Origin of the sequence: Shewanella sp. 6_MG-2023, assembly GCF_030547195.1 — a bacterium.
GTDB lineage: Bacteria > Pseudomonadota > Gammaproteobacteria > Enterobacterales > Shewanellaceae > Shewanella.
In genome coordinates this window covers 49,582-70,410 of sequence record NZ_JAUOQU010000011.1, presented here as the reverse complement: position 1 = coordinate 70,410, position 20,829 = coordinate 49,582, and the positions used below count along the sequence as shown (strand labels likewise).

Here is a 20,829-nt window from a genome sequence, read left to right as displayed (position 1 = left end):
AAACTGATATAATCAACAAAGGCGGCTATTAAGCCGCCTTTTCCTTTACTATTTCAACAAGGTTTTCCTCAATGACAAACACTATCGTGGCACAAGCAACCGCACCAGGTCGTGGCGGCGTAGGTATCATTCGTATTTCAGGCGATAAAGCCACGGAAGTCGCACATAGCGTATTAGGCCATTTACCTAAAACCCGTTATGCCGATTACTGTGATTTTAAAAACGCGTCAGGCGAGGTCATTGATCAGGGAATCGCACTGTTTTTTAAAGGACCAAACTCCTTTACCGGTGAAGATGTATTAGAGCTTCAAGGCCATGGCGGCCAAATTGTGCTTGATATGCTGATCAAACGCGTGATGGAAGTAGATGGCATTCGTATCGCTAAGCCCGGTGAATTTAGCGAGCAAGCCTTTATGAACGACAAGCTGGATTTAACCCAAGCAGAAGCCATTGCCGATTTAATTGATGCCACCAGTGAACAAGCGGCTAAGAGCGCGTTAAACTCACTTCAGGGCGAGTTTTCTGATGAAGTACATCAGTTAGTCGAGCAAGTTACTAATTTGCGCTTATACGTCGAAGCAGCCATTGATTTCCCTGATGAAGAAGTCGACTTTTTATCTGACGGTAAAATCGCTAACTCACTGTATAACATCATCGCCAAATTAGACTTAGTCCAAGCCAGTGCCAAGCAAGGCTCAATTATTCGTGAAGGCATGAAAGTGGTAATTGCTGGTCGTCCTAATGCCGGTAAATCAAGCCTATTAAATGCCCTAGCAGGTAAAGAGTCTGCCATTGTCACTGAAATTGCAGGGACTACCCGTGATGTACTGCGCGAGCATATTCACCTTGATGGCATGCCACTGCATATTATAGATACCGCCGGTTTACGTGACACCGCTGATACCGTTGAAAAAATTGGTATTGAGCGTGCGTGGGATGAGATAGCAACCGCCGATAGAGTGTTATTTATGGTTGATGGCACCACTACCACCGATGTAAATCCTCACGATATTTGGCCTGACTTTATTGACCGTTTACCGAAAAAACTCGGCGTCACAGTTATTCGTAACAAAGCGGACTTAACCGGTGAGCCAGTAATGACCACTGATGAGCACGGCTATAGCGTTTATCGCATTTCAGCGAAAACCGGCTTAGGGGTTGAAGAGCTTAAACAGCACCTTAAATCATTAATGGGTTATCAAAGTAACCTTGAAGGCGGTTTTATTGCCCGTCGTCGTCATTTAGAAGCCCTAGATTTAGCTGCCAGTCACTTACAACTGGGTAAAGAGCAGTTAGAAGTGTATTTAGCCGGCGAGTTATTAGCAGAAGAATTACGTATGTGCCAAATGGCGCTATCTGAAATTACCGGTAAGTTCACCTCAGATGATCTGCTGGGTAAAATCTTTAGCTCATTCTGTATTGGTAAATAGGATCGCTCATGATATTGGCAAATAAGGTTATCGTGCTCGATTTCGAAACCACAGGCTTATCACCTAATAATGCAGATCGCGCCATCGAAATTGGTGCGGTAAAACTCATTGATGGCGTGATCGTCGATAGCTTTCAAGAATTAATGAATCCGGGTAGATCGGTAAACAGTTTTATTGAAAATTACACCGGCATCACCAATGCCATGCTTAAAGAGGCAGATTCTTGTGAAGCAGTCATGACTCGCTTTGCCGATTTTATTGAAGACTTTAACTTAGTGGCCCACAACGCCAGCTTTGATAAGAAGTTTTTAGATGCCGAGTTTGAGCATTGTCAGCAACAATATTCTGGCCAATTTGCCTGTTCATTATTACTGTCGCGCCGCATTAGCCAAGATGCGCCAAACCATAAATTAGGCACCTTAGTTGAATATCATCAGCTGCCTAATGATGGCGTGTTTCACCGCGCATTAGCCGATGCCACCATGACAGCACATTTATGGAATCATCAACTGCAGCTGCTGCAACAGCAACTGCCCCATAAAGCGATTACTTTTGAGCTGATTAACCAGATTTCAAAGCGCCCTAAAGCCCAAGTTAATGGTTACTTACAATCTTTATAACGGCTAACTTATAGCAACTAAAATAACCCATGATACGGCTCGTTAAGGTAATTCAGCGGCGAGCTTATCCACCAGTAACCTCACTTTGGGTGACAAATGCCGATTGTGAGGATACAAAGCCCAAATCCCCTCTTGCTGCTGCTTATAAGATTCTAAAATAACCGAAAGCTTGCCCGCAGCTATCGCCTCTGCCACGTAATAACCCGGTAGCTGCACAATCCCCAAACCTTTAATGGCGGCGTTAAGTAAGCTAATACCACTACTGCACTGTAAATTCCCTTGCACTTTAATACTTCTTGCTTGGCCACCTTCATTAAAATGCCAGTGGGGTTGTGAGCCCACTAAACAATTATGCAGACTTAATTCTGATAATGAATAAGGCGCGCCGAAACGATTAATATAATCAGGGGCGGCGCAAACAAACTGCTCACGGCTGGTTAAGCGCTTTGCCATCATGCTCGAATCAGGTAAACGCCCTAACCTAATCGCTAAATCATAGCCGCCTTCCACTAAATCTAACTGCCTGTTAGTTAACTCACAAATCACTTCAACATCAGGGTGCTGCTGCATATAGTCAGTGACAATCGGCATCACAAATGACTCACCATAGGTCACTGGTGCGGTAAGCTTAATTAACCCTTGGGGTTTATTTTGCAAACTACTTATAGCCCGCTCAGCTTCTTCAAGTCCATCGATAACTTGGCGGCAATGGCGATAAAATATATGGCCTTCTTCAGTTAACGACACTTTACGGGTGGTGCGATAAAACAATTTTGTGCTTAACCTATTTTCAATTTGGCTAATTTGGCGGCTCACTTGCGCGGTCGAAATAGCTAAACGTTTACCTGCTGCCGTAAAGCTATCCGTTTCAGCCACCGCGACAAATTCGTAAACCCCTTCCCATGGCAACATTATTACCACCTCGTAAAAGTAAATTGTATTTATAGCCCATTATCAACTGACAGAAAATAAATACAATAGATCCATCATCTACTGAGCCTCATCTACACTAAGTAGATCCACTTTTATGGTTAACGTTAAAAGGACAAACACAATGTCAGCACAATTTATGAAATCTAAGGCCGCTATTGCATGGGGACCAGGACAGCCATTATCGGTTGAAGAAGTCGACGTGATGTATCCAAAAGCGGGTGAAGTCATGGTGAAAATCATCGCTTCTGGTGTTTGCCACACCGATGCATTTACCTTATCTGGCGATGATCCAGAAGGTGTTTTCCCGGCTATTTTAGGTCATGAAGGTGGCGGAATTGTAGAGATGGTTGGTGAAGGTGTTACCAGTGTCAAAGTCGGCGACCATGTTATTCCGTTATACACCGCAGAATGCGGTACATGTAAATTCTGCACTTCAGGTAAAACCAACCTTTGTAGTGCAGTTCGTGAAACCCAAGGCAAAGGCTTAATGCCTGATGGCACTACCCGTTTTTATAAAGATGGCCAGCCTATTTTCCATTACATGGGGTGTTCAACCTTCTCTGAATATACTGTATTACCAGAAATTTCATTAGCGAAAGTCAATAAAGACGCACCACTTGAAGAAGTGTGTTTACTCGGTTGTGGTGTAACAACCGGTATGGGCGCGGTATTGAACACAGCTAAAGTCCAAAAAGGCGATACTGTGGCCATTTTCGGTCTAGGCGGCATTGGTTTATCAGCCATTATTGGCGCAACCATGGCCGGAGCATCACGCATTATCGGCATTGATTTAAATGAATCTAAATTTGAACTCGCCACCAAACTGGGTGCGACTGATTGCATTAATCCAAAAAATTATGACAAACCGATTCAGGATGTCATTGTGGAAATGACCGATGGCGGCGTAGATTTCTCATTTGAATGTATCGGTAACGTCAACGTTATGCGCAGCGCGTTAGAGTGTTGTCATAAAGGTTGGGGCGAATCGGTGATTATTGGTGTTGCTGGCGCAGGCCAAGAAATATCTACTCGACCATTTCAACTAGTGACTGGTCGAGTATGGAAAGGAAGTGCATTTGGTGGCGTTAAAGGGCGCAGTCAATTACCCGGTATTGTTGAGCAATATCTCAACGGCGAATTCAAACTAGACCATTTCATTACTCACACTATGGGGCTTGAAGGGATTAATGATGCTTTTGATCTGATGCACAGCGGTGAAAGTATCCGCAGTGTCATTCACTTCGATAAGTAAATCTTATTGCCGTATTCGATAAATATCATGCCCTTAACCTTACGCTAAGGGCATTTTTATAAAAAGTGACCAATCAAATGACTTTAGAAAACATCAGTAGTAATAAAATGTTCGGCGGCTGGTTAAAACAATATAGCCATCACTCTGATACGTTAAACTGCCAAATGCGCTTTGCCATTTATCTGCCGCCACAAGCAGCATCACAAAAAGTGCCGGTGCTATATTGGTTGTCAGGCCTCACCTGCACCGACGAAAACGTGATGCAAAAATCAGGCGTTCAACGAGTCGCAGCAGAGCTTGGCATTGCTATTGTGGCTCCAGATACCAGCCCGCGCGGTGAAAATGTCGCAGATGATGCCAATGGCGCTTATGACTTTGGTTTAGGCGCCGGATTTTATCTTAATGCTACCCAAGCACCCTTTAATACCCACTATCAAATGTATGACTATGTGGTAAAAGAATTGCCAGCCTTTATTGAGCAGCATTTTCCAGTGACAAGCATGCGCAGTATCAGTGGCCACTCTATGGGCGGTCATGGCGCCATTACCATAGGACTTAAAAATCCGCAGCAATATCAATCTATTTCAGCCTTTAGTCCGATCTGTAATCCGATAAATTGCCCTTGGGGGCAAAAGGCTTTTAACGGTTATTTAGGATCAGATCAAACAAGCTGGGCTGAATACGACAGCAGCGAGTTAATGAAAAACTCGATGGTTAAGGTACCTATGCTGGTGGATCAAGGCACTGAAGATAACTTTCTAGTTGAACAACTAAAACCTGAAAGCTTAATTGAAGCCGCTAAAGCTCAGCAATACCCGCTGACCTTACGCATGCAGGAAGGCTATGATCACAGTTATTTCTTTATCAGTAGCTTTATTGAAGATCATTTACGTTTTCACGCAAAGCACTTAATAAAGTAATAAAACCTGAATTCGGTCATAAGCCACCTTGTATTATGACCGAACATAAAAATGGAGTGACTATATTCTCAGTAGTCACTCCATTTTTGTTATCTATTTTTTTAATTCAACTTGTTAGTTAATTTTAAGCCGCCAATTTAGCGAAGTACTTCTTAGAAGCATCTCGAACTTTAGGGGCTAATAAAATAGCTGAGGTCATGGTTGGAATCGCCATTAAAGCATAGGCAGCATCAATAATATTAACGATTTCTTGAATGGTTGCTGTTGCAGCAAACAGTATCGCCAGCAAGAAAAATAATTTATAAAGGCGTAATCTTTTGTGACCAAATAAAAATGCAAAGCACTGACCACCATAAAATGCTTGAGTAAAAATGGTGCTGATACTGAAAAATACCACGCAAAGGATCAGCAAATACGGACCCACGCCCGGCATAGTAACTTCAAAGGCTTGAGCCGATAAATTAACCCCCTCAGCTTCAGTTCCTTGCCACACCCCCGAAATTAAAATGATCATTGCCGTGGCAGTGCACACTAATAAGGTATCAATAGCAGGACCCAGCATGGCCACTAAGCCTTCTTTTACTGGTTCGTTGGTTTTGGCACTACCATGCGCCATTACTTCAGTGCCAATACCCGCTTCATTTGAAAAAGCCGCTCGGCGGATACCGATCAACATGGTGCCCAATATGCCACCACCAACCGAATTAAGTGAAAATGCTTCAGTGATAATAAGCTTAAAATAACTCGGTATATCAGCAATATTGGCAGCAATAACATAAAAAGCGCAGCCCATATAAATGACGATCATTAACGGCACGACTTTAGTGGCCACCGAAGCAATGCGTTTAATCCCGCCTAATATCACGCTGGCAACGATCAGCATAACCACAATCCCTAAGCTTAAATCCACCCAAAAGGTGGATTGATCACTGGGAAAATAGCCAGGTTTAACAATCAACCACTCACGAATAATCTGTACTAATTGATTGGCATTAAACAACGGAAAATTACCAACAAGGCCAACAACACAAAAAAATACCGCTAAAAAGTGCCATTTTTTGCTTAAACCTTGAGTGATTATGTACATGGGCCCCCCCTGCACATCACCATTTTCATCCTTGCCGCGATACATAATAGCTAAGGTACAGGTGAAAAATTTAGTCGCCATTCCCACATTAGCGCTAATCCACATCCAAAAGATGGCCCCCGGTCCACCCACCATAATAGCCACTGCAACACTACCAATATTACCCATACCAACGGTGCCGGCCATGGCACTGGATAACGCCCCTGCGTGGCTAATATGCCCCACAGCGCCTTTATCAGGATATTTACCACGGACAATATTTATAGCGTGGCCAATGTAGCGAAAAGGAATAAAACGTGAATAAATCAGGAAGAAAAGCCCACCACCTACCAGTAAAACCAGCATGTGAGGCCCCCATGCTAAATCAGCCATTTGAGCCGTAATTGAAACCAGAGACATAATAAAAGTTAATTTTTTGTAAATTGTAATTATTGAAAATACGGATAAAAACCACTTTGTGCAATGCTAAATAGGCGTAAACTAACCCTATAAGTAGTGTTTAACAGTAATCATCTAGGATAAAACATGGCAAAAATAGATATTTTAGTGGGCTCAACTCAAGGCGGAACCGAATATGTGGCCGACGATATGGCGGCTCAGCTTAACGAAATAGGCCACCAAACCTGCATTCATTTAGCCGCAAACTTGGATGATCTTGACCCTAAATCACTGTGGATCATTGTCAGTTCAACTCATGGCGCAGGCGATCTTCCAGACAATTTAGCCCCCTTTTATCAGCAATTATTGACCTCAAATAGCGATCTAAGCGAGTTAAAATTTGCTTTGTGCGCAATTGGCGACTCAAGTTACGACACTTTTTGTCTTGGGCCTGAAAAATTAATTTCAAGACTCGATCAGCTCGGTGCAAAACCGTTTGTGAATAAGATCCAAATTGATGTTCAAAAGGATCCTGTCCCAGAAGATCCGGCACTAGCTTGGCTTTCAGAGTGGCAATCCTCCATTTAGATCCCCAAAAAGCCAGAGAGCTTGGTTAACATCTTTATTTATACCCACAATAACAACCTATCTTATCCACAAAAAGCAAAATACGATCATAACTTTGTGGATAAGCTATTATTTTTACCGATCATAACGCTGTACAGATCTTAAGGTGATCTGCTCGAAGATCACCCCTGTGGATAACTAGCCGATCTATCCCCAAGTTATATTGAGTTTGATCCTTCATTGATCACAGGATCGTTTTGTCGTTAACCTATGAAAATAAACAAATAAATGAGTTACCCACAGAAAAGTGCGATCCTAATAGTAATAGTAATAAAAAGATCTATTTAAAGATCTTAAGATCTATTAAGCGAAGCCCGTTAGATCGAAACTAGAAAATTGATCATTCCCGAAAAGCAAACCAAGTGCTAAAATACTCGGCTCAAGCAAGCCCTAGATTTGAAATCTAGTTAAATTTTGCAATATCGAATTTACTTTTATCCAAGGTCACAAAATGCATTTTCATGAACGGTTTGATGTAATTGTTGTTGGTGGTGGTCATGCCGGAACTGAAGCTGCCCTAGCAGCCGCAAGAATGGGGTCAAAAACATTATTGTTAACACATAACATTGATACTTTAGGTCAAATGTCTTGTAACCCTGCCATCGGTGGTATTGGAAAAGGTCATTTAGTTAAAGAAATTGATGCTCTTGGTGGTGCAATGGCTACTGCAACAGATTTTGCAGGTATCCAATTTCGAACATTAAATTCCAGTAAGGGCCCAGCAGTCAGAGCGACTCGAGCTCAAGCTGACAGAGCGCTTTACCGTCAAAAAATCCAACAGATTTTACAACACCAGCCTAATTTACGCATTTTCCAACAAGCAGTAGATGACTTAGTTGTTGAAAATAATACAGTAATTGGTGTAGTCACTCAGATGGGACTCGCTTTTGAAGCGCCAAGCGTAGTGTTAACTACAGGCACATTCCTTAGTGGTAAAATCCATATTGGTTTAGAAAATTACAGTGGTGGCCGAGCAGGTGATCCGCCAGCGATTGCCTTAGCAAATCGACTAAAAGAATTGCCAATTCGTGTTGGCCGCTTAAAAACCGGTACCCCACCACGAATTGACGCTAATAGCATTGATTTTTCCAAGATGGCTGAGCAAAAAGGTGATTCACCTTTGCCAGTTATGTCGTTTATTGGTGATGTTAGTCAACACCCTGAGCAAGTATCTTGTTATATCACTCATACCAATGAAAAAACTCACGATATTATTCGTGGAGGTATGGATCGTAGCCCAATGTATTCAGGGGTGATCGAAGGTATTGGACCACGTTATTGTCCATCGATCGAAGATAAAATAAATCGCTTTGCAGATAAATCATCGCATCAGATCTTTATTGAGCCTGAAGGCTTAACCACCAATGAGATCTATCCAAATGGGATCTCAACCAGTTTGCCATTTGATGTGCAATTGAATTTGGTGCGATCGATTCAAGGCATGGAAAATGCTGAAATCATTCGTCCTGGTTACGCTATTGAATATGATTATTTTGATCCAAGAGATTTAAAAAATTCACTTGAAACTAAAAATATCAATGGTTTGTTCTTTGCTGGACAAATTAACGGTACTACCGGTTATGAAGAAGCCGGTGCTCAAGGATTGCTAGCTGGTATGAATGCGTCATTGCAAGTTCAAGGCAAAGAGGCTTGGTGCCCACGCCGTGATCAAGCTTACCTAGGGGTGTTAGTTGATGACTTATCAACCTTAGGTACCAAAGAGCCATACCGTATGTTCACCAGTCGTGCTGAATATCGTTTGCTACTACGTGAAGACAATGCTGATTTGCGCTTGACAGAAAAAGGTCGTGAATTAGGTTTAGTTGATGATCATCGCTGGGCATTATTCAGTGAAAAAATGGAATCGATTGAAACTGAGTTGCAACGTTTACGCAGTAATTGGGTTCATAATAATTCACCTTTGCTTGATGTATTAAACCCAGAGCTTAATACCCCAATTTCTCGTGAAGCATCATTTGAAGATCTACTTCGTCGTCCAGAAATGGATTATAAGAAATTAATGAGTTTAGAAGGTTTTGGACCGGGGATTGAAGATCCACGTGCTGCAGAGCAAGTTCAAATTCAAGTGAAGTACTCTGGTTATATTCAAAGACAGCAAGGTGAAATTGATAAAGCGATTCGTAATGAAACCACAATCTTGCCGCTTGATCTTGATTATCAAGAAGTTCCAGGCCTTTCAAATGAAGTGATCGCTAAGATGAATGAGCATAAACCTGAAACCATTGGTCAAGCATCAAGAATTTCAGGAATGACGCCGGCAGCGATCTCAATCTTGCTGGTTCATCTTAAAAAGCGTGGTTTATTGCGTAAAAGCGCATAAATCCCAGCAAAAAGTTGTCTTTTGACCAATAAGGGAAGCTTTGAGGCTTCCCTTAGTCATTTTCGCCATTCATAATACCCGATGATTTTATTATTCCCATTGCTTTTCGAGGTCACCCAGCGTGCTAGCAACTCAACTTAAAACCTATTTAGCTGAAACAAATATTTCAGCCACAGATACACAGCAAAAACAACTGGTTGATTTTGTTGCCATGCTGAATAAGTGGAATAAAGCCTATAACTTGACCTCGGTTAGAGATCCTGAACAGATGTTAATCCGACATGTGATGGACAGTTTGGTGGTTTCTCCTTATCTTAAGGGGCAACGCTTTATTGATGTCGGAACTGGACCTGGTTTACCAGGGATCCCATTAGCCATTTTAAATCCGGATAAAGAGTTTGTATTACTCGATAGTTTAGGCAAACGGATCCGTTTTCAAAAACAGGTTCAATTTGAATTAAAAATAAATAACATCACTTCAATTGAAAGTCGTGTAGAAGCGTATGAGCCTGAGCAAAAATTTGATGGTGTCATCAGTCGCGCTTTTGCATCAATCGAAGATATGCTCAGCTGGTGCCATCACCTTCCTGCTGCAGATGGTATTTTTTACGCCCTAAAAGGTCAGCTTAGTGATACGGAGTTAGCGACAATTCCTCAGGGTTTTGAAATAGCAGAAACGATAGTGCTTAATGTGCCAAAGTTAGATGAACAAAGACATCTATTAAAGCTGGTTAATAAAAAATAACCATAGCTAATAATTTATATTATCGGACATCGTAAATCAGTCATTAGGGTGAACTTGTGGGTAAAGTAATTGCCGTTGCCAATCAAAAAGGTGGCGTAGGAAAAACAACAACTTGTGTAAATTTAGCAGCATCACTTGCAGCCACAAAGCGCAAAGTGTTGTTAATTGATCTTGATCCACAAGGTAATGCCACTATGGGAAGTGGCGTCGATAAATACGACGTTGAAAACACCGCTTATGAATTATTAGTCGAAGAAAAGCCCTTCGATGACATAGTGATCAAAAATACCTCAGGTAAATACGATCTGATCGCAGCCAATGGTGATGTTACTGCTGCCGAAATTAAATTAATGGAGTTTTTTGCCCGAGAAATTCGTTTAAAAAATGCCATTGCAGCTGTTAAAGATGATTACGATTACATTTTTATTGATTGCCCGCCTTCATTAAATATGTTGACCGTCAATGCTATGTCAGCTGCTGACTCGGTACTGGTACCAATGCAATGTGAGTATTATGCATTGGAAGGCTTGACCGCCTTAATTGATACCATCACTAAACTGGGGGCTATGGTTAATCCTAGCCTTAGCATCGAAGGGATTTTACGCACCATGTACGATCCGCGAAATCGTTTATCCAATGACGTGTCTGATCAATTAAAACAACATTTTGGTGAAAAAGTGTATCGCACCGTGATCCCCCGTAATATCCGTTTAGCTGAAGCGCCAAGTTTTGGGGCGCCAGCAATGTATTACGATAAATCCAGTGCAGGGGCGAAAGCTTATTTAGCACTGGCTGGTGAAATCATTCGCCGTGCTGAGCAACAAACAGAATCTAAGTAAGTATTAAGTGTAAGGGAATAAAATGACGTTAAAAAAACGCGGTTTAGGAAAAGGCTTAGATGCATTATTGAGTAACAGTAGTGCTGCGAGTCGCAAAGCTGAACTTACACAACCCAAAGCTGAAATCAGTGAGCCACAAGTGGTTACTGAAGATGGTTTACTGATGCTTGATCTCGACTTACTGCAATCAGGTAAATATCAACCTCGTAAAGATATGTCACCTGAAGCACTTGATGAACTGGCTGAGTCGATTCGCTCACAAGGGGTTATTCAACCGATTGTTGTGCGTAAGGTTGATGATACCAAGTATGAGATTATTGCCGGTGAACGCCGCTGGAGAGCCGCTCAAATTGCTCAATTAAACAAAGTACCTTGTATCGTTAAACAGGTTACTGATGAAGCTGCCGTTGCCATCGCTTTGATTGAGAACATTCAACGTGAAGACTTAAATGCCATGGAAGAAGCCATTGCATTACAACGTTTACTCGAAGAGTTTGAACTGACTCATCAACAAACGGCTGATGCCGTCGGAAAGTCGAGAGCAAGTGTGTCTAATTTATTACGCTTAAACAGTTTAAATGAGCCTGTAAAACGTTTACTGGAATATGGCGATATTGATATGGGTCATGCCAGAGCCTTGCTTGCCATTGAAGGTGAGGAGCAAACTAGCTTAGCTAGATTGGTCGCATCTAAAGAAATGACAGTTCGTGAAACTGAACGATTAGTCAATAAAGCGCTAAATCCGGCTAAAGAGCCTGAAAAAGTAACTCAAGACCATGATGTAAGCCGCTTAGAGCAACAGTTAATTGAACGATTAGGCGCAAAAGTTGCCATTAATCATGGCAGTAAAGGCAAAGGTAAGATTGTAATAAACTACCAAGATCTTGCTGAATTAGATGGTATTCTCAGTAAAATTCACTAAATTCCTCAACAAAATCATTTCAAAGGTAACTTAGTAACAAGGCGTTATTTTAACTTTTAGAATATTTAACGTTAAATCTCGCCTTATATCACTGATTAACCTCTTATCAAAGTTGCAAACAAGGTGTGAAAAGGTATACTTTGCATGCTTTTTTTTCACAACGGATTTATTAATAAACACGTTAATAAATTAGTTGGAAATTAAGCGTTAATGCGGAGATAAAAAATTGAGTAAGGTTTTAGCGCGTCGTGGCCGTTGGTCAGCCTATCGGATAGTGTTGCTACAGGCGGCGATAGCTGGGGGAACTTCAATTTTCTTTTTCGCTCTGTGGGGAGCTCAGTACGGATTTTCTGCTTTAGCAGGAGGTCTCATTGCTGTACTCCCTAATTTTGTATTCGCAACCCTAGCTTTCTCTCATGCGGGAGCTAAAGCATCAAGAAAAGTCGTTTTGTCTTTTTTCTTGGGGGAAGCGGTAAAGTTGCTGCTAACCATTGTATTGTTTTCCATCGCATTTGGTCTGTTGAAAACGTCATTTATGCCGTTATTCATCAGCTATCTGTTGGCATTATTAATACCTTGGACGGCCCCTTTATACTTCAAGCAAAATTAAGTGAGATTAATCATGGCGACAACTGGTGAAGCATTAAATGCTTCCGAGTATATCCAGCATCACCTGACTAATGCGAAAATGTGTTCTGCCGATGGCGGAATCGCTTTTAACTATGCATGTCAAGATGCCGGGTTTTGGACTTGGCACATTGACTCACTTTTGTTTTCAGTAGGTCTTGGGGTTCTATTTTTGTGGGCTTTCTACAAAGTAGGACGAAAAGCAACAACTGGCGTTCCAGGCAAATTTCAATGTTTCGTTGAAATGTGCGTGGAAGGTGTTGATAAAATCGTTAAAGACTCATTCCATGGGCGTAACGCAGTTATCGCACCATTAGGTCTGACTATTTTTGTCTGGGTTTTCCTGATGAATTTAATGGACTTAATTCCGGTTGACTTTGTACCTGAAGCCGCAAACAGATTATTAGGTGTTCCTTACCTTAAAATTGTACCAACAACTGACTTAAACGTAACTCTTGGCTTAGCTTTGAGCGTGTTTGCGTTGATTGTTTTTTACAGTATTAAAGTTAAAGGATTTGGTGGTTTCACAAAAGAAATGACCTTACAACCTTTCAATCATTGGGCACTAATTCCAGTAAACTTAGTATTGGAAACAGTAACCTTGGTTGCGAAGCCGATTTCATTATCGCTTCGTCTGTTTGGTAACCTGTATGCAGGTGAGTTGATCTTTATTCTGATAGCACTGATGCCTTGGTGGGCTCAGTTTGCACTATCAGTGCCTTGGGCTATTTTCCATATTTTGGTTATTGTGCTGCAGGCGTTTATCTTCATGATGCTTACGATTGTATATCTAAGCATGGCACATGAAGAACATTAATTTATTTAAAATTAGTTATTTATCGGAGATAAAATGGAAACTGTAATTAGCTTTACAGCAATAGCTGTTGCGATCATGATTGGCTTAGCAGCGCTAGGTACTGGTATTGGTTTTGCTATCTTAGGTGGTAAATTCTTAGAAGCTTCAGCTCGTCAACCAGAACTAGCTCCAGCATTACAAACTAAGATGTTCATCGTAGCTGGTCTACTTGATGCGATCTCAATGATTGCAGTTGGTGTTGCATTATTCTTCGTATTCGCTAACCCGTTTGTGGGTCAATTAAGTGATGTTCTAGCTGGCTAATCGTCCCCCTTAGAAGGAGTTGTCGTTATGAGTATTAACGCTACCCTGCTAGGCCAAGCGATTTCTTTTGCACTCTTCGTGTGGTTTTGCATGAAGTTTGTATGGCCGCCATTGATGAACGCTATCGAAGAACGCCAGAAGAAAATTGCCGATGGGCTAGCTGATGCAGGACGTGCTGCAAAAGATCTAGAGTTGGCTCAAGCGAAAGCAAATGAGCAACTAAAAGAAGCGAAGGCGACTGCTAACGAAATTATTGAGCAAGCTAATAAGCGCAAAGCTCAAATAGTTGAAGAAGCAAAAATGGAAGCTGATACAGAGCGTGCGAAAATCATTGCTCAAGGTCAAGCTGAAATTGAAAACGAACGTAATCGCGTTAAAGATGACTTGCGTAAGCAAGTTGCTACTCTTGCCATCACTGGTGCAGAGAAGATTCTTCAACGTTCGATTGACCCAGAAGCTCACAGTGACATAGTTAATAAACTTGTTGCTGAAATTTAATTAAGGAAGCGGAGTTATGGCTGAAATAAGCACCATTGCTCGTCCTTATGCAAAGGCAGCTTTTGATTTCGCTGTTGAGCACAAAGCAATTGAAGCTTGGGCAGAAATGCTTAACTTCGCGGCATTGGTAAGTGAAAACGAATCAATTAAGCCGTTGCTAGGTGGCTCATTAGCGAGTGCCAAGCTTGCATCATTATTCATAGAAATATGTGGTGATCAAGTGAACGCGCAAGGTCAAAACCTTTTGAAGGTTATGGCCGAAAACGGTCGTTTAGAGATACTACCTACAGTATCGCTACTTTTTGCTGAATATCGCAATGAGTGGGCAAAAGAAGTTGAAGCCGATGTTGTTTCAGCGACTGAGCTAAGCTCTGAGCAACAAACGCAAATTAGTGTTTCTCTTGAGAAACGTCTCGCACGCAAAGTAAAGCTGAATTGTAGCGTAGATGCATCACTGATTGGTGGTGTAATTATTAAATCAGGCGACTTAGTCATTGACGGCTCTGTTAGCGGTAATTTATCGCGCTTGTCTGATAAGCTACAATCGTAATTGGGAGTTTGAGCATGCAACTGAATTCCACTGAAATCAGCGATCTGATTAAGCAGCGGATCGAGCAGTTCGACGTCGTTAGTGAAGCTCGCAACGAAGGTACAATCGTTGCAGTAAGTGACGGCATCATTCGCATTCATGGCCTAGCCGATGTAATGCAAGGTGAAATGATCGAACTGCCTGGTGGCCGTTTTGCAATCGCGTTGAACTTAGAACGTGATTCTGTCGGTGCCGTAGTAATGGGTCCTTATGCTAATTTAGCAGAAGGCGCAAAAGTTAAGACCACTGGTCGTATTCTTGAAGTACCAGTAGGTCGTGGTTTATTAGGCCGCGTTGTTAACACTCTTGGTGAGCCAATTGACGGAAAAGGACCTATCGACAACGATGGTTTCTCTCCTGTTGAAGTAATTGCTCCTGGTGTTATTGAACGTCAGTCAGTAGATCAACCTATCCAAACTGGTTATAAAGCCGTTGATTCAATGATCCCAATCGGTCGTGGACAACGTGAATTGATCATTGGTGACCGTCAGACTGGTAAAACAGCGATGGCTATTGATGCAATTATCAACCAGAAAGATTCAGGCATTAAATGTGTATACGTAGCAGTAGGGCAAAAAGCTTCTACAATCGCTAACGTGGTACGTAAGCTTGAAGAGCACGGTGCATTAGCTAACACTATCGTTGTAGTTGCAACAGCTTCTGAAGCTGCAGCATTACAATACTTAGCACCTTACTCAGGTTGTTCTATGGGTGAATACTTCCGTGACCGCGGTGAAGATTCTTTAATCGTATATGATGATCTATCTAAGCAAGCAGTTGCTTACCGTCAGATCTCGCTACTATTGAAGCGTCCACCAGGACGTGAAGCATACCCAGGTGATGTATTCTATCTACATTCTCGTTTATTAGAGCGTGCTTCACGTGTAAACGAGCACTATGTAGAAAAGTTCACTAACGGTGAAGTAAAAGGTCAAACCGGTTCTTTAACTGCGTTACCTATTATTGAAACCCAAGCTGGTGACGTATCTGCATTCGTACCGACCAACGTAATTTCTATTACAGATGGTCAGATCTTCCTTGAGACTGACTTGTTTAACTCAGGACTACGTCCTGCTGTTAACCCAGGTATTTCTGTTTCTCGTGTTGGTGGTGCGGCTCAGACTAAGATCATCAAGAAACTGTCTGGTGGTATTCGTACCGCGTTAGCACAGTATCGAGAGCTTGCTGCGTTCTCACAATTTGCATCTGACTTAGATGATGCAACTCGTGCTCAACTTGAGCATGGTGAGCGTGTTACCGAACTTATGAAGCAAAAGCAATATGCTCCAATGAGCGTTGCTGATCAAGCTATCTCAATCTTCTCTGCTGAAAAAGGCTACTTGAAGACTGTAGAATTAAGTAAAATCGGTAGCTTTGAAGCCGCTCTGCTTTCATATATGAACAGCGAACATGCTGAGCTTATTAAAACTATCAATGCAACTGGCAACTACAATGCAGACATTGAAAGTGAATTAAAAGCGGGCATGGACAAGTTCATTGAAACCCAAACCTGGTAATGAATAGAGGTGTCGTAAGACACCTCCGGTCCAGAATTGGAGAGTAAAGATGGCCAACGCTAAAGAGATTAAAACCAAGATCGCGAGTGTTAAAAACACTCAGAAGATCACTTCTGCTATGGAAATGGTTGCAGCCAGCAAAATGCGTAAAGCGCAGGAACGCATGGCTTCAAGTCGTCCATATGCAGAGCATATGCGTCAGGTGATCGGTCACGTTGCGCAAGGTACTCTTGAATATAAACATCCATATTTGGAAGTGAGAGATGCCAAGCGGGTTGGTTACATTGTTGTGTCAACCGACCGTGGCCTTTGTGGTGGTTTGAACGTTAACCTTTTCAAAAAGGTTGTGTCAGACGTGAAGAGCTGGAAAGACCAAGGGGCAGATGTTGAATTTTGTCCTATTGGTGCACGAAGTGTGCAGTTCTTCAAAAGCTTTGGTGGAGAAATCTCTGCCCATGCATCTGGTTTAGGCGATGCGCCTAAATTAGCCGATTTAATCGGTACCGTACGTGTGATGCTACAAGCTTACAACGAAGGTAAATTGGATCGTTTGTTTATTGTGTTCAACAAATTCGTTAACACAATGACTCAAACTCCTGTGATCGAGCAGCTGCTACCTTTGCCTAAGTCAGAAGAAGAAGTAGCTAAGTATCCTTGGGATTATATTTACGAGCCAGATCCAAAAGAAATTTTGGAAGTATTACTGACTCGTTATGTAGAGTCTCAAGTTTATCAAGGTGTTGTTGAGAATATTGCCTCTGAGCAAGCTGCCAGAATGGTAGCGATGAAGGCGGCAACAGACAACGCTGGCGAACTGATCAATGATCTGCAATTAGTCTACAACAAGGCACGACAAGCTGCGATTACGCAAGAATTGTCGGAAATTGTTGCAGGTGCTGCAGCGGTTTAGGTTAGGTAACGAAAACAAGTTTAGAGGATTAATCATGAGCACAGGTACTGTTGTCCAAGTAATTGGCGCGGTTGTGGACGTAGAGTTTCCACAAGATGCTGTACCTCAGGTATATGACGCTCTGAAGATCACAGGTGAAGGCGACTGTAATGGTTTGGTGCTGGAAGTTCAGCAACAACTAGGTGGTGGTGTTGTTCGTGCCATCGCTATGGGTTCTTCTGATGGTCTGCGTCGTGGTCTAGAGGTAGCAAACTCAGGTTCACCAATTTCTGTTCCGGTAGGGGTTGCAACCCTTGGCCGTATCATGAATGTATTGGGCGAGCCTATTGATGAATGTGGCGAAATTGGTGAAGAAGAGCGTTATGAAATTCACCGTGAAGCTCCTTCATATGAAGATCAATCAAGCTCAACTGAACTTTTAGAGACTGGTATCAAGGTTATTGACCTTGTATGTCCATTCGCTAAGGGTGGTAAAGTTGGTTTATTTGGTGGTGCTGGTGTTGGTAAAACCGTCAACATGATGGAATTAATCAACAACATCGCAAAAGCACACTCAGGTCTTTCTGTATTCGCTGGTGTTGGTGAGCGTACTCGTGAGGGTAACGACTTCTACTACGAAATGAAAGATTCTGGCGTACTCGACAAAGTAGCCATGGTTTATGGCCAAATGAACGAGCCTCCAGGTAACCGTTTACGTGTTGCATTGTCTGGTTTGACAATGGCTGAGAAATTCCGTGACGAAGGTCGTGACGTACTGTTATTTGTTGATAACATCTACCGTTATACCTTAGCCGGTACTGAAGTATCTGCACTGTTAGGTCGTATGCCTTCTGCAGTAGGTTACCAACCAACACTAGCTGAAGAAATGGGTGTTCTACAAGAACGTATTACTTCAACTAAGTCTGGTTCTATTACCTCTGTACAAGCGGTATATGTACCTGCGGATGACTTAACCGATCCGTCACCAGCAACAACCTTCGCTCACTTAGATGCGACTGTTGTACTGTCTCGTAACATTGCATCGCTAGGTATTTACCCTGCGGTTGACCCATTGGATTCGACTTCACGTCAATTAGATCCATTGGTAGTTGGTCAAGAGCATTATGATGTTGCGAACGGCGTTCAAACTGTACTTCAGCGCTACAAAGAGCTGAAAGATATTATTGCGATCCTAGGTATGGATGAATTATCTGATGAAGATAAAACAACTGTATTCCGTGCTCGTAAGATTGAAAAATATCTTTCACAGCCTTTCTTCGTTGCTGAAGTATTTACAGGTTCTCCAGGTAAATACGTTTCTCTTAAAGACACCATCCGTGGCTTTAAGGGTATCTTGAATGGTGAGTTCGATCACATTCCTGAGCAAGCGTTCTACATGGTTGGTTCAATCGACGAAGCTGTCGAGAAAGCTAACAAAGCAAAATAACTGAGCATTAGCTTAGTATTTTAGGAGAACTTGATGGCAGCCATGACAGTCCAACTTGATATAGTAAGTGCTGAAAACAGCATGTTCAGCGGTGAAGTAAGCTTCTTAGAAGTGAGCGGCACCGAGGGTGAGTTAGGCATTATGCCTAACCATGCTCCATTACTTACTAGAATCAAACCTGGCATGGCGCGCATGATCAAGCAAGATGGTAGTGAAGAAGTGATGTATCTTTCAGGTGGAATCCTGGAAGTACAACCTGCTTCAATCTCTGTTCTTGCTGACGTCGCTTTGCGTGCCGATGATATTGATGAGCAAGCTGCATTAGAAGCTAAGCAAAAGGCTGAAGCGAATATCGCTAATGCTGGTGCTGACTTTGATTATGAAGCTGCAACAATTGAATTAGCTAAATCATTAGCTCAACTTCGTGTTGTTGAAACCATCAAAAAGAACATTGCCAGATAAAGGTTATTGTTTTGAAAAGGCGACCCTAGGGTCGCCTTTTTTGTATCTAGAATTTGAATCAATTGCATCATAATAGTCGTGCTTATACGCCAATTTTTGACTAATAGTGTAATAATTTCCATGCTGATTTCCCGTCCCCCACAATCTAGGTTAAAATCAGCGTCAATAAACTGCATTAGCCAAAATTGAATACTTGTATAAAGGAATCCCGATGTCATTAAATGTTGTAATTTTAGCTGCTGGTAAAGGAACACGGATGCGTTCAGACTTGCCAAAGGTACTGCACCCTATTGCCCACAAAAGCATGGTGCAACATGTTATTGATACTGCAAACTCATTAGGCTCAAACGCTATTCAATTGGTTTATGGCTATGGCGCAGGCAAGCTACAAGCTTCTTTAGGTGAGCAAGCGGTTAATTGGGTATTGCAAGCTGAGCAATTAGGTACAGGCCACGCCGTCGCGCAAGCCAATCCAAACATTAACGATGATGACACTGTGCTGATTTTATATGGGGATGTGCCGTTAATTCAGCAGTCTACCTTAGAAAGCCTACTTGCTGCTCGCCCTGAAAATGGTTTAGCAATATTAACAGTTAATTTAGCTAACCCAAGCGGTTATGGCCGTATCGTGCGCGAAGGTGGCAAGGTTGTTGGTATTATCGAGCAAAAAGATGCTAATGCTGAGCAACTACTTATCAATGAAGTGAATACCGGCATTATGGCGGTACCTGGTAAGCAATTAAAAGCGTGGCTAGGGCGTCTTTCAAACAGTAATGCCCAAGGTGAGTATTACCTAACCGATATTATTGCTATGGCCCACGAAGATGGAGTGGCAATTGATACCGCGCAGCCACAATCAGCAGTGGAAGTTGAAGGCGCTAATAACCGCGTTCAGTTAGCGCAATTAGAACGTGCTTATCAAGCCCGTGAAGCTGAAGCGTTAATGCTGGCTGGCGCAAATTTACGTGATCCTAGCCGTATCGATATCCGCGGTGATGTGACCGTGGGTATGGACGTGATGATTGATGTGAATGTCATCTTTAATGGCAAAGTGACTTTAGGTAACAATGTCACTATTGGCGCAGGCGCGATATTAACTGACTGCGTTATCGCTGATAATGCTGAAATTAAGCCTTACTCAATCGTTGAAGGGGCAAAGCTTGGAGTTGCAGCCAGTGCTGGACCATTTGCTCGTTTACGTACAGGCGCTGAGCTAAAAGATAATGCCCATATTGGCAACTTTGTTGAAATGAAAAAGGCAGTGTTAGGTGAAGGTTCTAAAGCTGGCCATTTGGCTTATTTAGGCGATGCCAATATTGGCGCAGGGGTTAACATTGGTGCAGGTACTATTACCTGTAACTATGATGGTGCGAATAAATTCTTAACCACCATAGAAGATGGCGTATTTGTGGGGAGTGATACTCAATTAATTGCCCCAGTGACCATAGGTAAAAATGCCACTTTGGGTGCTGGTTCAACAATTGCTAAAGATGTCGCTGAAGGCGAGTTAGTTATTACTCGTGTTAAACAGCGCCATATCAGTGGTTGGGCAAGACCAGTTAAAAAAGCCAAATAGACTAAAAAAC

21 protein-coding genes are annotated in these 20,829 nt (G+C 42.2%); 19 read left to right on the top strand and 2 right to left on the bottom strand.

Annotated elements, in window-relative coordinates; all coding sequences use genetic code 11:
- The first annotated feature begins 71 nt into the window (after positions 1-71).
- Together mnmE and Q4533_RS08550 are read left to right on the top strand one after the other, a co-directional pair.
- Positions 72-1,430, top strand: a complete 1,359-nt coding sequence (gene mnmE / locus Q4533_RS08555) for a tRNA uridine-5-carboxymethylaminomethyl(34) synthesis GTPase MnmE (RefSeq protein ID WP_303502598.1) — start codon at positions 72-74, stop codon at positions 1,428-1,430.
- Positions 1,431-1,438: 8 nt separating this feature from the next.
- Positions 1,439-2,050, top strand: coding sequence for a PolC-type DNA polymerase III (locus tag Q4533_RS08550; protein WP_102436406.1), 612 nt, complete (start codon positions 1,439-1,441; stop codon positions 2,048-2,050).
- Between the two features lie 42 nt (positions 2,051-2,092).
- On the opposite strand, the gene Q4533_RS08545 is transcribed toward Q4533_RS08550, so the two are convergent.
- The gene (locus tag Q4533_RS08545) at positions 2,093-2,962 is read right to left on the bottom strand and encodes a LysR substrate-binding domain-containing protein (RefSeq protein ID WP_102520271.1); all 870 of its coding nucleotides are present in this window, start codon (positions 2,960-2,962) and stop codon (positions 2,093-2,095) included.
- A 142-nt stretch (positions 2,963-3,104) separates the two neighbouring features.
- On the opposite strand from Q4533_RS08545, the gene Q4533_RS08540 reads away from it, so the two are divergent.
- Together Q4533_RS08540 and fghA are read left to right on the top strand one after the other, a co-directional pair.
- Positions 3,105-4,235 carry an S-(hydroxymethyl)glutathione dehydrogenase/class III alcohol dehydrogenase gene (locus Q4533_RS08540; protein WP_102520270.1) on the top strand — a complete coding sequence of 377 codons (1,131 nt, stop codon included), beginning with the start codon at positions 3,105-3,107 and terminating at the stop codon, positions 4,233-4,235.
- Positions 4,236-4,312: 77 nt separating this feature from the next.
- Entirely contained in the window at positions 4,313-5,155 is an 843-nt protein-coding gene (gene fghA, locus Q4533_RS08535) for an S-formylglutathione hydrolase (RefSeq protein ID WP_303502597.1), read from the top strand.
- A 124-nt stretch (positions 5,156-5,279) separates the two neighbouring features.
- Here fghA and Q4533_RS08530 read toward each other — a convergent pair whose 3' ends face one another.
- The gene (locus Q4533_RS08530; protein WP_303502596.1) at positions 5,280-6,587 is read right to left on the bottom strand and encodes a sodium:alanine symporter family protein; all 1,308 of its coding nucleotides are present in this window, start codon (positions 6,585-6,587) and stop codon (positions 5,280-5,282) included.
- Positions 6,588-6,767: 180 nt separating this feature from the next.
- Here Q4533_RS08530 and mioC point away from each other — a divergent pair, with 180 nt between their 5' ends.
- The 15 genes from mioC to glmU all read left to right on the top strand — a co-directional run bounded on the left by mioC (position 6,768) and on the right by glmU (position 20,819).
- Positions 6,768-7,208 (top strand): FMN-binding protein MioC, encoded by a 441-nt coding sequence (mioC, locus tag Q4533_RS08525; RefSeq protein WP_303502595.1) that lies wholly within the window; start codon positions 6,768-6,770, stop codon positions 7,206-7,208.
- Positions 7,209-7,698: 490 nt separating this feature from the next.
- Positions 7,699-9,588, top strand: coding sequence for a tRNA uridine-5-carboxymethylaminomethyl(34) synthesis enzyme MnmG (gene mnmG, locus Q4533_RS08520; RefSeq protein WP_102436394.1), 1,890 nt, complete (start codon positions 7,699-7,701; stop codon positions 9,586-9,588).
- A gap of 121 nt (positions 9,589-9,709) precedes the next feature.
- Entirely contained in the window at positions 9,710-10,333 is a 624-nt protein-coding gene (gene rsmG / locus Q4533_RS08515) for a 16S rRNA (guanine(527)-N(7))-methyltransferase RsmG (RefSeq protein WP_102436392.1), read from the top strand.
- A gap of 56 nt (positions 10,334-10,389) precedes the next feature.
- The gene (locus Q4533_RS08510; RefSeq protein ID WP_076541796.1) at positions 10,390-11,172 is read left to right on the top strand and encodes a ParA family protein; all 783 of its coding nucleotides are present in this window, start codon (positions 10,390-10,392) and stop codon (positions 11,170-11,172) included.
- 22 nt (positions 11,173-11,194) lie between these two features.
- Entirely contained in the window at positions 11,195-12,094 is a 900-nt protein-coding gene (locus Q4533_RS08505) for a ParB/RepB/Spo0J family partition protein (protein ID WP_303502594.1), read from the top strand.
- A 226-nt stretch (positions 12,095-12,320) separates the two neighbouring features.
- Positions 12,321-12,704 carry an ATP synthase subunit I gene (locus tag Q4533_RS08500; RefSeq protein WP_303413237.1) on the top strand — a complete coding sequence of 128 codons (384 nt, stop codon included), beginning with the start codon at positions 12,321-12,323 and terminating at the stop codon, positions 12,702-12,704.
- Between the two features lie 12 nt (positions 12,705-12,716).
- Complete coding sequence (gene atpB / locus Q4533_RS08495; RefSeq protein ID WP_076541877.1) at positions 12,717-13,538, top strand: F0F1 ATP synthase subunit A; 822 nt, start codon at positions 12,717-12,719, stop codon at positions 13,536-13,538.
- A 33-nt stretch (positions 13,539-13,571) separates the two neighbouring features.
- On the top strand, positions 13,572-13,841 hold the full coding sequence (gene atpE, locus Q4533_RS08490; RefSeq protein ID WP_102530773.1) for a F0F1 ATP synthase subunit C: 270 nt from the start codon (positions 13,572-13,574) through the stop codon (positions 13,839-13,841).
- Positions 13,842-13,868: 27 nt separating this feature from the next.
- Entirely contained in the window at positions 13,869-14,339 is a 471-nt protein-coding gene (gene atpF, locus Q4533_RS08485) for a F0F1 ATP synthase subunit B (protein ID WP_076541804.1), read from the top strand.
- A 16-nt stretch (positions 14,340-14,355) separates the two neighbouring features.
- Positions 14,356-14,889: a F0F1 ATP synthase subunit delta gene (gene atpH, locus Q4533_RS08480; protein WP_102436386.1), complete on the top strand. Its 534-nt coding sequence runs from the start codon at positions 14,356-14,358 to the stop codon at positions 14,887-14,889.
- A gap of 14 nt (positions 14,890-14,903) precedes the next feature.
- Positions 14,904-16,445, top strand: coding sequence for a F0F1 ATP synthase subunit alpha (gene atpA / locus Q4533_RS08475; protein WP_102436384.1), 1,542 nt, complete (start codon positions 14,904-14,906; stop codon positions 16,443-16,445).
- Positions 16,446-16,494: 49 nt separating this feature from the next.
- The gene (gene atpG / locus Q4533_RS08470; protein WP_102436382.1) at positions 16,495-17,355 is read left to right on the top strand and encodes a F0F1 ATP synthase subunit gamma; all 861 of its coding nucleotides are present in this window, start codon (positions 16,495-16,497) and stop codon (positions 17,353-17,355) included.
- 34 nt (positions 17,356-17,389) lie between these two features.
- Entirely contained in the window at positions 17,390-18,781 is a 1,392-nt protein-coding gene (gene atpD / locus Q4533_RS08465) for a F0F1 ATP synthase subunit beta (protein WP_102436380.1), read from the top strand.
- Between the two features lie 33 nt (positions 18,782-18,814).
- Positions 18,815-19,243, top strand: coding sequence for a F0F1 ATP synthase subunit epsilon (locus Q4533_RS08460; protein WP_076541813.1), 429 nt, complete (start codon positions 18,815-18,817; stop codon positions 19,241-19,243).
- A 211-nt stretch (positions 19,244-19,454) separates the two neighbouring features.
- A complete protein-coding gene (gene glmU / locus Q4533_RS08455) occupies positions 19,455-20,819 on the top strand; it encodes a bifunctional UDP-N-acetylglucosamine diphosphorylase/glucosamine-1-phosphate N-acetyltransferase GlmU (RefSeq protein ID WP_303461160.1) in 1,365 nt (454 codons plus the stop codon).
- The last annotated feature ends 10 nt before the right edge of the window (positions 20,820-20,829 follow it).